Genomic DNA, 14,285 nt, shown 5'->3' on the forward strand with positions numbered 1-14,285 from the left:
TGGGTTAGCGGATACGGATACGAGGGTCGATCAGGGGGGCCACAAGGTCGGCCAAAAGGTTGCCCAGCACGATGGCAAAGGCAGACACGAGCGTGACGCCCATGATGATTGGGATGTCGACGCGCTGGATCGCCTGCCACGCCAGTTGGCCAATGCCGGGCCAGCCAAAGACGCCTTCGACGACGACGATGCCGCCCATAAAGATGCCGATATCAATGCCAATCATCGCGATAATGGGCAGGATTGCATTGGGCAGCGCGTGGCGCAGGATCACGCGGGACCGGGTCAGCCCCTTGGCGCGGGCGGTGCGGACAAAATCGGCGCGCAGCACTTCGACCATGCTGGACCGCATCATGCGGGCGTACCAGCCAGAGCCAAGGATCCCGAGCGTCATAGCCGGCAGCACCAGATGCGCTGGCGTGCCGTAGCCGCCGATAGGGAACCAGCCCAGCTGCACCGCAAAGACGTAAAGCAGCAGCAAGGCCACCACGAACTGCGGCGCGGACACGGTGACGAAGCTGGTCATCATCAGCGTATTGTCCAGCACGCGGCCCCGGAACAGCGCGGCGACAACGCCCATAGTCAGGCCGACTACCAGCTCTGCCCCGATGCCAGCGACCATCAGCAAAAGCGATGCGGGCAGGCGCGACATGATCAGTGTGGCCACGTCGGTTTTCTGCAAATAGCTGCGGCCCATGTCGCCATGAAACAGCCCCGCCAGATAGCGGCCGTATTGCACGATAAACGGCTGATCTAGGCCAAGCTGCGCGCGGATGTTCGCCACGGTTTCCGGCGTGGCTGACCGCCCCGCAATCTGGCGCACCGGATCGGCGGGCAGCACATACAGCAGAAAGAAGGTGATAAAGGACACGCCCAGCAGGATCAGGGCAGACTGGATCAGGCGGCGGATCAGATAGGCGGCCATCAGTCGGACCCTCGCAATGTTGGGTCAAGCACATCGCGCAGCGCGTCGCCAACCAGATTGAACGCCAGCGCCAGCACAACGATTGCAGCACCGGGAAAGAACACCAGCCAAGGGGCGGATTGGAAATAGGTCTGGTTTTCGAAGATGATGTTGCCCCAGCTTGGCGTGGGGGGCTGCACGCCAACCCCAAGATAGGACAAGGTCGCTTCTAGCAGGACGGTCGTCGAAATCCCCAGCGTGCCCCAGACGATAATCATCGGCACCAGATGCGGCAGGATATGCTTGAACAGGATGCGCGGGGTGCTGGCACCGAGCGTGCGTTCGGCTGCGATAAAGTCGCGGGCGGCCAAGGCGCTGGTTTCGGTATAGATGACCCGCGCCGTCTGCACCCAGTTCACCATGGCGATGACAAAGGCCACGATCCACAGGCTGGGTTGGAAAATCGCGGCAAGGCAGATCGCCAGCAAAAGCGCCGGAAAGGCCATCATCAGGTCGGTAAAGCGCATCAGGATTGCGCCGATCCAGCCTTGAAAGAAACCCGCCGTCAGCCCGATGACCGTGCCGATCACCAGCGCGATGCCATTGGCGACGACGCCGATGATGAGCGATGTGCGGGCCCCGTAAAGCAGACGGCTTAGCAGATCGCGGCCCAGCAAGTCGGTGCCAAGGACATAGGCACCGCCGGGCGGCAGCGGTTCGCCGAACATCGTCAGACCGTCGAATTTCTGCTCGAACGGATCATAGGGCGCGATCCACGGGGCAAGGATGGCGGCCCCGACAATCAAGATCACCAGCGCAAGCCCGAACATCGCCATCTTGCGGCGGCGCAGACGGGTCCAAGCGGACTCTGGCACGGCGCGCGTATTCGTGGTGGCGGCGGTCATCGGGGGGTGCCTTTCGTAACGGGGCGGATCGGTTGCGACAGAATGCGCGCGGCGGCCTCTTCTAGCCCGACACGTCCGTCCATCGCGGCAGCACGCAGGGCGGCATAGGCGGCATCCTCTGACCCGGTCGTCTGCATCAGCTGCACCACAGCGCGCACAACGGTCTGGCGTTCGCCCAAGCGGCGGCGCAGATCGGCAGCCTCTGCGGCCAAGGTGCGCCGTGCCTCGAACCCGTGGCGGGCGATCAGCAGGGCGCTGTAAACGCCGCTGTCGCCAACGGGTTTCAGGACCTGCGCATTGGCCCCCGTGGCCAGCGCCCATTCGACACGGCCGGGTGCTTCGGACCCGATCAGGGCGATCATCGGCATCGGGGCTGCCCCCTTGTCCCAAGGGAATTGATCGTCAAAGCCCATGTCGGCGTCAAAAAAGACAAAGTCGGCGGCCAGCGCCTCTGCCGGCAACTCTGGCCAGCAAGTCGTGACCTGCAGACCGACAGCTTGCAGCTGTCGCGTCAGGGCGGTGACGACGGCGTGGGGACGGTGCAGGATGATCGCCCGCGCGCCGCCAAGGTCTGCAATGCGCACCGGCCCGGTCACGAGATTACCCGCAGGCGCGTGACGCTGGCGCTGGGCGCGGGGCCCGTCAAATAAGGGTCCCCTGCCCGCACACCGCCATTATGCACGACCTGAAACGCGCCGCCCCGCACCTGCGCGATCAAGGCAGGCTGCGCCGTGTGATGCGTCTTGGCGTCAATGCCGCTGCGCTGCCCGGCGGGCGTGTCCAGCAAAGCCGACAGCGGCAGGCTGGCGGTGTCTGGCGATTGTTCCAGCATATCGGCCAGCGCGATGACGGCGCGGTAAGCGGCGGCCTCGTGGCTGCTGCCAAAGCCTGCGCCATCGCGGAAATACGGCCCCGCCGCGATCAGCCCTTCTGCGGCGGCCCCGACGTCGGCCAGTTCGCATTCCGTCATGTTGCACGACAGCACGGGGCAGCGATCCGGCGCAAAGCGCGGATCGCGCGCGGCCAATTCGGCCAGCGCCCGCAGGAAGGCATAGGACGACGGGCCGATCAGCGAATTGAGGATGAAGTCCGGCGCAGTGGCGCGGATTTCTTCGATCATGCGGGCGACATCAACGGAGCCGAGCGGCAAGTAACGCTCGCCCAAGACCTCTCCGCCTTTGGCGTGGATCGTGTCGCGGGCAAGGCGGTTCATCTCCCAGCCCCAGATGTAGTTGGATCCGGTCAGAAAGCCGCGTTTGCCATAGGTCGGCAGCGCCCAGTCCAGCAGCGGCAGCAGATGCTGGTTCGGACAGGCGTGCAGGTAAACGACGTGATCGGACGCCTCGAACCCCTCGTAAGGGACCGCATACCACAGCGTGCCGCCATGCTTTTCCAGCGTCGGGATGACTTCCTTGCGGCTCCATGATGTGACGCAGCCGATGATGTGCCGCGCGGTGGTATGCCGCAGAATATCGTCGCACAGCGGCGCATATAGGTCGATATTGCCGCCCGGATCGCGGTCCAGCGGATCAAACGCCACCTGCCGCGCCGTATCTGCGTTAATCGCCGCGATCGCGTTCAGCGCACCCGTGCGGCAGGCCTGACCGATACGGGCATAGCTGCCGGTCACAGAATACAGCAGGCCTAGCGGAATGGTGCGTTTCAAAGGGTGCCCCTAACGAAAAAAGCCCCGCCCCAAGACATCAGTAAACCTGATGGTCGGGTCGAGGCGCGTTTGCCGATCGGCGTTCAGCCGGATTTGCAAGAAAGGTGTCGCGTGGCGGCGATGCGGTCAAGTGGGGTTCAAAAACCGGGCGACCAGTTACACGCTTAACGTGCGTATTGACGTCAATCAGCATGGGTAAAAGTTGATCGTGCGGTTGATTTTCGCCCCGCGACCCAAGAAAATGCTCAGGTTTTGGGATAGATGCGCAAATTATGGGCAGAGCAGGCTTTCCAAAGAAAAATGCGCCAGCGCGCCTGCAAAAGACCGCAGCTTGCGCCGTCACGGACCCAAATCGACTGAATCTGATTCTAAACTGTCCCTTTTTGCTGCCCCCTTCGCCCGGACAACGTCCGCGAAACCATCACGGCGATGGGTTCTGACGAAGGCATCTTGCCGTAATGTGCAGCACGCGGCCTTATTCAGGCCCCAGCCGCCCCCCTTCGCCCGCAAGCCGCTTGCGCCACCCGCCCTGTTTATCGCATGACAGAGGCGGGCAATTTGGGGACGGCCATGGACAGCACTTATGTCGACACAGCGCGCGATTACGCCGCTCAAGGGGTCGCTTTTGCACAGGACTGGCTGCTGCGCCCCGCGTCTTGGTCACAGTTCGCCCTGCTCATCGCTGCCTATCTGCTGGCCTTGGTCCTCGCCCGCATGATCGCGCCCCGCCTGCGGGCGCTGCTGACGCCAGAGGACGCGAATACCTCTATCTTTGCGACGGCCCGCCGTTTTGCCCGCATGTTCTTGCCGCTGCTGCTGCCGCTGCTGGCCTATGTCCTGACCGCCGCAGGCGAGCAGGTCACCCGGTCGCTGTTCGGGTCCGGCGCGATCATCGCCTTTGGTAAGCGCGTGTTTTTGTTCCTTGCTGCGCGCGCCTTGGCGCGGCGTATCCTGACCGAGCCGTTCCTGCGTTTTCTGGCAACCTATGTGCTGGTCCCCGTCGCCGCGCTGTACGCGCTGGGCATCTTGCCCGCCGTGATGACCCTGCTGGAAGGCACCGTGGTCGGCATCGGCAGCATCCAGTTTTCCGCCCTCGCGCTGATCCGCGGGCTTATTGCCGGCGCATTGCTGTTCTGGTTCGGCCATTGGTCCAACAGCCAGACCGCAGGCTACATCGGCCGCCAGCCCATGCGCCCCGCCGTGCGGCAACTGATTGTAAAGGCTGCAGAGTTCGCAATCTTTGGCTTCGCGTTCTTGCTGCTGATGAACATCATGGGCATCAGCCTGACCAGCCTTGCCGTCATCGGCGGCGCGGTCGGCGTTGGCCTTGGCTTTGGCCTGCAAAAGATCGCGTCGAACTTTATCTCTGGCGTGATTTTGCTGCTCGAAGGACAGGCGACCGTCGGCGACTACGTCGAACTTGATGGCGGCGAAGCGGGACGCATCCACAAAATGATGGCCCGCGCAACAATCCTAGAGACATATGACGGCCGCTGGATCGTGGTCCCGAACGAGGATTTTATCGTCACGCGGGTCACGAACTATTCCGATGCCGGGTCCAACAACCGGCTAGAGGCGCTGTTTTCCGTCAGCTATGACACAGACATTAACCGCGTGCCGGACATCATCTGCGCCGCCGTGGCGCAGGTGCCCGGCGTGCTGAACACGCCAGAGCCGCCCGACTGCGAGCTGCGCGGGTTTGGCGACAGCGGCATTGATTTTGCAGTAGAATTCTGGGTCGAAGGTATCGACGACGGCCAGAATAAATACACATCCGACGTGCTATTCGCCGTGTGGAACGCGCTCAAGGCGCATGACATCGAAATCCCATATCCGCACCGCGTCGTCGAAATCAAAGGCGCTGGCTTTCTTTGACACGGGACGCGCGGCGCGGACTTCCTTTGGACTGAAAACGCCCCCCCGTTTCGCAATGCGATCCCACAGCAGGGCACAGGTCAGGTACGCCGCACGCGAAAATGATGCCGAAATCGCCGACGCATTCCAAAAATCACATAAATCTTGCACATTTTCTAATTTTTTAACCCGTATTGGCGACCAAATATGCAAGGATCGCCCGAATACGTGGAGGATTCATGTTCCTTTCAATCTTTCAAAGCTTAACCGGCCTTATTTTTACCGGGACGTTTTTATACGCGATCCTGATGTCAGAGCGCCTGACGCGCGCGGTGCGGACCCAGCAGATCATGGTGGGCGCGGCCTTCGGGATTTTGGCGGCATCTTTGGCGTCGCAGGGACTTTCCATGCAGCCCTTGCATGCAGAGCTTGATATCAAAGCTGGGCCATTAATTTTCGCAGGCTATTTAGGTGGACCAATTGGTGCCTTGGTTGCAGCCGCCATGTGGACTTTGTTTCGGATATTGTTCGACGGTCAGGCTACCGGATTTTCACCGAACTTTGCTTTGGTGTTTCCAATCATCGGTCTTATCGTCCGATGTCTGGTGCCTTCAAAAAACCCAAATGTGATACCAAGCCGCGCCATCGTTTATATTTCACTCGGCTTTGTTATATTTCAAATTGGCCATGTTGTAGTACATCCTTTTATCTTCAACCCAGACAATAAATGGGAATGTCTGCATAAAGCCGTTTTGGCGTCGACTTCTATCGGCGGTACATCGATTGCACTGACAACCCTGATTACCGTTATTGCCCAACACTTTGCCAGCCAAGTCTCAAAGGCCACGCTCCTGGCAAAGCGCCTTCATTTTGCGCTGAAACATACAAAAGTCGGATTGTTCGAGCGTGCGCTCGAAGATTACAGGGGGACGGTCGACGAGGTATACGTGTCGATTTACGGCTTATCCCCGGGGACAACGTCGGTCACGCGGTCAGAATGGCTTGGTTCCATTTACCCTGACGATGTCCCAACAGTCCTTGCGGCGATGCGAGAGATTAATTCACCAACGCATGATCAAGGTATATTTGACTATCGCATCATCAGACCCGATGGAAAAATTCGCGATATACACGAGAATTGGATTGGCGAATTTGATCGCAATGGCAAGAAGCTTGGGATCATTGCAATCCACTTCGACGTGACCGATATCAGAGAGGCTGAGCGCGTTCACCTTGAATCAATGGCGCGTGTGGCTTTGATTGCCGATAATTTACCCGGTGTCGTCTTTCAAATTGACATCACCGATCCGAACAACACCAATATTATCTACATCGGCCCCAAATGCCTGTCACTTTGGGGATATACCGACCAAGAGCTTTATGCCGATAATTCCCTACTTTTAACAGCGCATGATCCTCAGGATCGTCCTGTATTTTTAGCCGCAGTCCGGCAAAGCATCACAACTGCCACGCCCTTTTCGCACCGCTATATGATTACGGCGCGGGACGGCAGCACGCGCTGGCTTGAATTTCGCGGCGGCCCAATTTTTTCAAATGATCGCGTTATGATCGAGGCGATCATTCTTGACGTCACTAGCGAGGTGCAGGTTCAACAGCAGATCGAAAAAGAGCGGGAAATCTCTCATCGGGCGCAGAAGATCGAAAGTATTGGCCAACTGACCGGCGGAGTCGCACATGACTTCAACAACCTGCTTGCCGTGATCCTTGGCAACCTTGAATTGCTAATGGATGAAACAGATCCGGCGATGCATGCCGAATTGATCACCAATGCGATCACGGCGACCATGCGTGGCGCTGAATTGACCAAAAGCATGCTTTCTTTCGCCCGCAAGGCACGGCTGACGCCCGTTATATTAGACTTGAACGCAGTTGTGCGCGATGCGCAAACATGGATTGGCCGCACTATGCCGAAAAGCGTGGTGATCGACACCTCTTTATCTGCGAATTTATGGCCTATAGAGGCTGACCTGAGTTCGCTTGAAAACTCTTTGCTTAACTTAATTCTAAACGCGCGCGATGCGATGTTGGGGTCGGGCAATGTGACCATTGCAACGTCAAACGTTGTGATCGACGCCTCTGATATACAAAACCAGCAAGGCGAACTTGCCCCCGGTCGCTATGTGATGCTGTCCGCCAAAGATACGGGCGAAGGCATTGCGCCAGACAACCTTGCCCTGATATTTGAGCCGTTTTTTACCACAAAGCGGCAGGGCGAAGGGTCGGGCCTAGGCCTGTCGATGATTGTTGGCTTTATGAAACAATCTGGTGGAACGGTTCAGGTTGAATCCAATCCAGACCAAGGAACGACATTTAAACTGTACTTTCCTGCAGCAAACACGGCCGATACGTCCGCCGAAGCATCGAAAACGGAAAAGACGGAAGCGGGCACATCTTTGGGACGGATTCTTGTCGCCGAAGATGAACACGCGGTGCGCGCTGCAATTGTGACAATGCTAGAACGTGCTGGTTATCTTGTCACGCAAACCGCGTCGGGCGATGAAGCCTATTCCGTATTTAGCAAAGACCCGACCTTTGATCTGCTTTTGACCGATATCGTCATGCCGGGGAAATTGCAGGGCACCCATTTGGCGCAGAAAATTAGGCACAAATGGCCTGACCTGCCCATCGTCTTTATGTCCGGCTACGCGAGCGACGCGCACATGAATTGCGATGGGGTCAAAGCCGGTGATACCCGGCTGATGAAACCTGTCCGCCGGGCCGATTTGCTGGCCGCGTTGGCAAAAGCGCTGGAATAACGCGCAGTCCAATTGCGGGCCGCAGCACTGATGCCGGGCGGCGGGAACACTGCGGCCCTTTCAAACAAATGCCGCCCACCTTAAGTCATTCACATGCGCCCCTTTTCGAAAATGAACCCGATGCCCGCAGCGCCAGACCAAAACGCACAGGCGGTTCAGGCCGCGGTTGACGCTTTTGTGCGGCGGCATTTCCACTTGGGCGCGACCCTGCGACTGCATCGCAGTGCGCTTGGCTGGGACCTGCTTCGCGCGCCGATCAACGTGGCGCTTGCGCCGATCTTTTTGCTGATGGCGCTGGTCGCCCTTGTGGCGCGGCTTATCAAACTTCGCCGTTTTAGCGCGTGGCTCATGGCGCGGCGGGTGCTGCTGCGCACCTCTGTCGCGCGCAAGATCGAGGCGGATATCGCAACCGATTTGCTGCAAGCTGCGCCCCTTACCGCGCGCAGCCAAGCGTTGATCGACGACTACACCTCGGTCCGTTCTGCTGTGGCGGAAATCACGACATCGCTGATTGTGCTGACGACCGGCTGGCTGCTGTTCGGCACGGCCACGCCGGGGATCGCGTCGCTGGCGCCCGCCGTATCGGGCTATGTCGGGCATGCGACGGCGGTCACGAACTTTCCGCTGGGATCGACGCTGGGCGGCGCGTGGTATGGTGTGTTTCCCGTCGCGCTGCCGGTCTGGTTTGTCATCGCCATCGGCGCAGGGCTTGCCATGTCGGCGTCCGTCGTCACGACATTTGCGGGTATCATCGCAGACCCGGTGCAGGCGCATCTGGGGATTCACCGCCGCCGATTGATCCGCCTGCTGGGCAAAATCTCCCTGATCGAGGGCGGCTCCCCCGGTCTGGCACCGGAACATATCCTGGCCCGCGTTGCTGATCTGATGGACGCAGGCATCAGTTTGCTACGTGTCTTTCGGTCATAGACTAAAGGCTTTGCGGGGCTGCAATCGCCCGGCAGCGCAGTCATTTTGTTACACGTTACAGCGCAATATTGGGCGACCATATCAAGGCCAATCCCACGCGCGTTTTCACGTCTGAACCTCAAGATTTTGACAACGCAGGATTTTCCCCGCAATATGGCCTGCGCTCATTAAGAGGCGCACGTAATTTATTGACGAAAAAGACGACAACAGGGATTCCGAATATGCACAAGACAGTCACCACCAAAGGCCGCACCAGCCTGAACCGCCGCTCTTTTCTGGGCCGCGCGTCTGCGCTTGCGATGACGGCGGCGGTTGGCAGCGCGATGCTGGCAAGCGGCGCGCGGGCGCAGACGGCTGTGAAGGGCGGGACGCTGAAGATGGGCCTTGGCGGCGGCGGCAGCACGGACAGCCTTGATCCGGCGCTGGCGGCGAACCCTGTCACGTTCCACCTGATGCGGACGCTGGGCGAGCAGTTGGTGGATGTCACCCCCGACGGGCAGTTGGAAATGCGTCTGGCCGAAGAGGTCGATAGCGACGCCGAAGCGAAGGTCTGGCGGTTCAAGATCCGCCAAGGTGTCACGTTCCACAACGGCGCGGTGATGACGCCAGACGATGTGCTGGCCACGCTAGAGCGGCACTCGGACGAGGATTCTCAGTCCGGCGCTCTTGGCATCATGCAGGGCATTGAATCCATGCGCGTCGATGGCGACTGGGTCGAGGTCACGCTGACCACGGCGAACGCCGACCTGCCCTATCTGATGGCCGATTATCACCTGCAGATCCAGCCAAACGGCGGCCGCGACGATGCGGCAGCAGGCATTGGCGCTGGCGCGTATAAGATCGTCGCGCAGGAACCCGGCGTGCGCTATACCTTTGAAAAGCATGCAGAGTATTGGGACAGCGAGCGCGGTCACTACGACGCGGTGGAATTCCTTGTAATCAACGATGCCACCGCCCGGATGGCGGCGCTGCAGTCCGGCCAGGTGCATATTGCCAACCTCGTGGAGCCTAAGGTTGCGGGCCTGCTGAACCGTGCGCCAACGCTCGAGGTCAAGAGCGTCTCTGGCCGCGGTCACTACGTCTTTGTCATGCACACCGACACCGCGCCGTTTGATAATGCCGACCTGCGTTTGGCCCTTAAATACGCCGTCAACCGCGCGGAAATGGTCGACAAGATCCTGCAGGGTTTTGGCACGATCGGCAACGACACCCCGATCAACGCCGCCTATCCGCTGTTTGACGACAGCCTGCCGCAGCGCACCTTTGACATCGAAAAGGCCGCCGCGCACTACAAGGCGTCCGGCCACGACGGCAGCCCGATCGTGCTGAAGGTCGCGGATACCGCGTTCCCCGGCGCTGTCGATGCCGCCGCGCTGTTCCAGCAATCCGCCGCCGCGGCTGGCATTCCGCTGGAAATCCAGCGCGTGCCCAACGATGGCTACTGGTCCGAGGTCTGGAACAAAGAGCCGTTCTGCGCATCCTATTGGGGCGGCCGCCCGGTGCAGGACCAGATGTACACGACCGCCTATCTGTCGACGGCAGACTGGAACGACACCCGGTTCACGAACGCAGCCTTCGACGATCTGCTGCTGCAAGCCCGGGCCGAACTGGATCCCGCCGCGCGCACCGCGACCTATGCGCAAATGGGCGCCATTGTGCATGACGAAGGCGGCGTGATCGTGCCGATGTTCAACGACTTCATCGAAGCGGTCAGCAATGACGTGCAGGGCTGGGTCGCGGACGGCGGCGGCGACACGATGAACGGCCTTGCACCGCACAAGACGTGGTTGGCCAGCTAAGGTGACGCGCAACCCGATTGTCTTTTTGTTGGCCCAGCGTTTATCGCTGGGCCTACTCTTGCTGCTCGCGGCCTCTGCCTTGATCTTTATGGGCACCGAGATTTTGCCCGGCGATGTGGCCCAGTCCATCCTTGGCCAAAGCGCGACACCGCAGGCGCTGGCGAACCTGCGCAACGAGCTTGGCCTGAACGAGCCTGCCTTGGCGCGCTACTTTGATTGGCTGGGCGGCATTCTGCGCGGCGATCTGGGCACGGCGCTGACCAATGGTCAGGATATCTGGACCGCCATGTCGGGGCGGCTGGCCAATACGCTGTTTCTGGCAAGCTGCGCTGCGATCATTGCCGTGCCGCTGGCGATCATCCTTGGCGTCATCGCGGTGCGCTACCGCGGGCAATGGCCGGACAAGCTGATCTCTGGCATCACGCTGACATCGGTATCGATCCCGGAATTTATGCTGGGCTATATCGCGATGTTCGTTCTGACGGTGCAGTTCCGCATCTTTCCATCCGTATCCACGATCTACGACAGCATGAGCCTTGGCGAAAAGCTGCATGCCGTGGCAATCCCGGTGCTGGTGTTGGTGCTGGTCGTGCTGGGCCATATGATGCGCATGACGCGGGCCGCGATCCTGAACGTGATGCAATCGGCCTATATTGAAACCGCCGAGCTGAAGGGCCTGCGCCCGATCACCGTGATCGCCCGCCACGCCTTTCCCAACGCCATCGCGCCTGTGGTCAACGTGGTCATGCTGAACATGGCCTATCTGATCGTCGGCGTTGTGGTGGTCGAGGTGGTCTTTGTCTTTCCCGGCATGGGCCAATACCTTGTCGATCACGTCACCAAGCGTGACGTGCCTGTTGTGCAGGCCTGCGGGCTTGTCTTTGCTGCCGTTTATATCGGCCTGAATATGGTGGCTGATATCGTGTCGATCCTGTCCAACCCCCGCCTGCGGCACCCGAAATGAGGGGGATACCTGTTTCCGCCCTGATCGGGCTCGCCTTTGTCGCGCTTTATGCCTTTGGCGCGATTTTTGCAGGCTTCATCGCCCCCTACGGCATGGCCGAAGTCGTCGGCGATGTGTGGGAGCCTGCGTCATCCGCCCACCTGCTGGGTACCGATAGCATTGGCCGCGATCTGCTGAGCCGGATCATCTTTGGCGGGCAGACGACGATCTTTGTCGCCACCGCCGCCACGATCCTCAGCTTTACCGTGGGGTCGATCATGGGGCTGACCGCCGCTGTGGCAGGCGGCTGGGTTGACCAGTTTCTGTCGCGGTTTGTCGATCTGATCATGTCGATCCCGGCGCTGATCTTTGCCCTTGTCGTGTTGTCGGTGATGCCCGTCACCCTGCCCGTCCTGATCGTCGTCATGGGCCTGCTGGACGCCACCCGCGTCTTTCGTTTGTCCCGCGCCGTCGCCGTCGATATCACCGTGATGGATTACGTGGAGGCCGCCCGCCTGCGCGGCGAAGGCAACCGCTGGATCATCTTCCACGAGATCCTGCCAAACGCCCTGTCGCCGCTGGTCGCCGAAATGGGCCTGCGGTTCATCTTTATGGTGCTGTTCATCTCGACCCTGTCGTTCCTCGGGCTTGGCGTGCAACCCCCCTTGGCGGATTGGGGCGGTATCGTGAAGGAAAACAAAGACGGTATCGTCTACGGCATCCCTGCCGCGCTGATCCCGGCCTTTGCCATCGCGACGCTCGCGATCTCTGTCAATCTGGTGGCGGACTGGGTGCTGAGCCGCACCGCCAGCCTGAAAGGAGGCCGGGATGGATGATACCCTGCTTGATGTGCGCAATCTGACGATTGGCGCGACGGTCTATCCGCCTGATGCCGCGCCCAAAGACATCTCTATCGTGCACGGCGTGTCGTTCACCCTAGCCAAGGGCCGCGTGCTGGGGCTGATCGGGGAATCCGGCGCGGGCAAGTCCACCATTGGCCTGTCCGCCATGGCCTACGGGCGCGGCGGCGTGCGGATCACCGGCGGTCAGGTGTTCCTGAATGGCCGCGATATCCTGCAAGAGCGCGCGGCGGGCCTGCGCAATTTGCGCGGGCAAGAGGTCACCTACGTCGCCCAATCCGCCGCCGCCGCCTTTAACCCCGCGATGCGCCTGATGGACCAAGTGGTCGAGGCCACGGTCCGCCACGGCCTTGCCACCCGGGCAGAGGCCGAGGCCCGCGCCGTGCAGCTGTTCGGCCAGCTGGGTCTGCCGGACCCGGACAGCATTGGGCGGCGCTATCCGCACCAAGTCTCTGGCGGGCAATTGCAGCGCGTGATGACCGCCATGGCCCTGTGCCCGCGCCCGTCGCTGGTGATCTTTGACGAGCCGACGACGGCGCTGGATGTCACCACGCAGATCGACGTGCTGTCGGCGATCAAAAAGGCCATTCAGGACACCGGTGTCGCCGCGCTTTACATCACCCACGATCTGGCCGTCGTGGCGCAGGTGTCGGACGAGATTATGGTCCTCAAATCAGGCAAAACCATTGAACACGCGCAGGTGCGCCAGATCATCGAGGCCCCGCAACAGGACTACACCCGCGCCCTCGTGTCGGTCCGGTCCATCGACCACACGGAAAAAGAACCCGCCGCCCCGCTGCTGCGCGTGGACAACATGACCGCCCGCTATCCGGGGGTCAAACTGGACGTGCTCAAAGATGTCAGCGTCCAGATCGCGCCGGGGCAAACGCTGGCCGTGGTCGGCGAAAGCGGCTCTGGCAAATCCACGCTGGCCCGCGTCGTCACCGGCCTGCTGCCGCCGTCTGACGGGCAGATCACATTCGACGGGCGCACCCTGCCCGCCGCGCTGGACGGCCGCGCCCGCGATGATCTGCGCGAATTGCAGATGATCTATCAAATGGCCGATACCGCGATGAACCCGCGCCACACCGTCGGCACCATCATCGGGCGCCCGCTAGAGTTCTACTTTGGCCTCAAAGGCGCGGCCAAACGCGCCCGCGTGCAAGAACTGCTAGACCAGATCGAGATGGGCAAAGGCTTTATCGACCGCTATCCGGCAGAGCTGTCGGGGGGCCAAAAGCAGCGCGTCTGCATCGCCCGCGCCCTGGCCGCCAAACCCCGCCTGATCATCTGCGACGAGGTCACATCCGCCCTTGATCCGCTGGTCGCCGACGGCATCCTGAAACTGCTGCTGGACCTGCAGGCGCAAGAAGGCGTCGCCTATATGTTCATCACCCACGACCTGGCCACCGTCAAAGCCATCGCCGACCAAATCGCCGTCATGCACCGCGGCAAAGTCGTCCGATACGGCCCAAAATCACAGGTCCTCGCCCCGCCCTTCGACGATTACACAGACCTGCTATTAGCCTCTGTGCCAGAGATGAAAGTCGGATGGCTCGAAAACGTCGTGGCTAGCCGCAAGATTGAAAGCGCGGGAAGGTAGCGGGGCGTGGCGGGCAACGCTTTGTGACTTGCAATCAGGCGCTTGCC

11 protein-coding genes are annotated in these 14,285 nt (G+C 60.6%); 7 read left to right on the forward strand and 4 right to left on the reverse strand.

Annotated elements, in window-relative coordinates; translation table 11 throughout:
• Positions 1–4: 4 nt before the first annotated feature.
• The 4 genes from BM131_RS12165 to BM131_RS12180 are packed head-to-tail and all read right to left on the reverse strand — an operon-like array spanning position 5 to position 3,475.
• Entirely contained in the window at positions 5–925 is a 921-nt protein-coding gene (locus BM131_RS12165; RefSeq protein ID WP_090189842.1) for an ABC transporter permease, read from the reverse strand.
• Positions 925–1,809: an ABC transporter permease gene (locus BM131_RS12170; RefSeq protein ID WP_090189844.1), complete on the reverse strand. Its 885-nt coding sequence runs from the start codon at positions 1,807–1,809 to the stop codon at positions 925–927. Before BM131_RS12170 ends, BM131_RS12165 begins: the two co-directional genes overlap by 1 nt.
• On the reverse strand, positions 1,806–2,405 hold the full coding sequence (locus BM131_RS12175; RefSeq protein WP_090189845.1) for an ANTAR domain-containing response regulator: 600 nt from the start codon (positions 2,403–2,405) through the stop codon (positions 1,806–1,808). The genes BM131_RS12170 and BM131_RS12175 overlap by 4 nt, the downstream gene beginning before the upstream one ends.
• Positions 2,402–3,475: a transporter substrate-binding protein gene (locus tag BM131_RS12180; RefSeq protein ID WP_090189847.1), complete on the reverse strand. Its 1,074-nt coding sequence runs from the start codon at positions 3,473–3,475 to the stop codon at positions 2,402–2,404. The genes BM131_RS12175 and BM131_RS12180 overlap by 4 nt, the downstream gene beginning before the upstream one ends.
• A gap of 570 nt (positions 3,476–4,045) precedes the next feature.
• Between BM131_RS12180 and BM131_RS12185 the strand changes: the two genes are divergently transcribed.
• The 7 genes from BM131_RS12185 (at position 4,046) to BM131_RS12215 (ending at position 14,238) form a co-directional block, all read left to right on the forward strand.
• A complete protein-coding gene (locus tag BM131_RS12185; protein ID WP_090189922.1) occupies positions 4,046–5,350 on the forward strand; it encodes a mechanosensitive ion channel family protein in 1,305 nt (434 codons plus the stop codon).
• 218 nt (positions 5,351–5,568) lie between these two features.
• Positions 5,569–8,106 carry a PAS domain-containing protein gene (locus tag BM131_RS12190; protein ID WP_090189849.1) on the forward strand — a complete coding sequence of 846 codons (2,538 nt, stop codon included), beginning with the start codon at positions 5,569–5,571 and terminating at the stop codon, positions 8,104–8,106.
• A 120-nt stretch (positions 8,107–8,226) separates the two neighbouring features.
• Positions 8,227–9,033, forward strand: a complete 807-nt coding sequence (locus BM131_RS12195; protein WP_139222620.1) for a DUF6635 family protein — start codon at positions 8,227–8,229, stop codon at positions 9,031–9,033.
• A gap of 221 nt (positions 9,034–9,254) precedes the next feature.
• Positions 9,255–10,832, forward strand: coding sequence for an ABC transporter substrate-binding protein (locus tag BM131_RS12200; protein ID WP_090189854.1), 1,578 nt, complete (start codon positions 9,255–9,257; stop codon positions 10,830–10,832).
• Position 10,833: 1 nt separating this feature from the next.
• Positions 10,834–11,796 carry an ABC transporter permease gene (locus BM131_RS12205; RefSeq protein ID WP_245754229.1) on the forward strand — a complete coding sequence of 321 codons (963 nt, stop codon included), beginning with the start codon at positions 10,834–10,836 and terminating at the stop codon, positions 11,794–11,796.
• Positions 11,793–12,611: an ABC transporter permease gene (locus tag BM131_RS12210; RefSeq protein ID WP_090189856.1), complete on the forward strand. Its 819-nt coding sequence runs from the start codon at positions 11,793–11,795 to the stop codon at positions 12,609–12,611. The genes BM131_RS12205 and BM131_RS12210 overlap by 4 nt, the downstream gene beginning before the upstream one ends.
• Complete coding sequence (locus BM131_RS12215) at positions 12,604–14,238, forward strand: ABC transporter ATP-binding protein (protein WP_090189858.1); 1,635 nt, start codon at positions 12,604–12,606, stop codon at positions 14,236–14,238. Before BM131_RS12210 ends, BM131_RS12215 begins: the two co-directional genes overlap by 8 nt.
• Positions 14,239–14,285 lie beyond the last annotated feature (47 nt).

Source organism: Loktanella salsilacus (assembly GCF_900114485.1).
Lineage (GTDB): Bacteria > Pseudomonadota > Alphaproteobacteria > Rhodobacterales > Rhodobacteraceae > Loktanella > Loktanella salsilacus.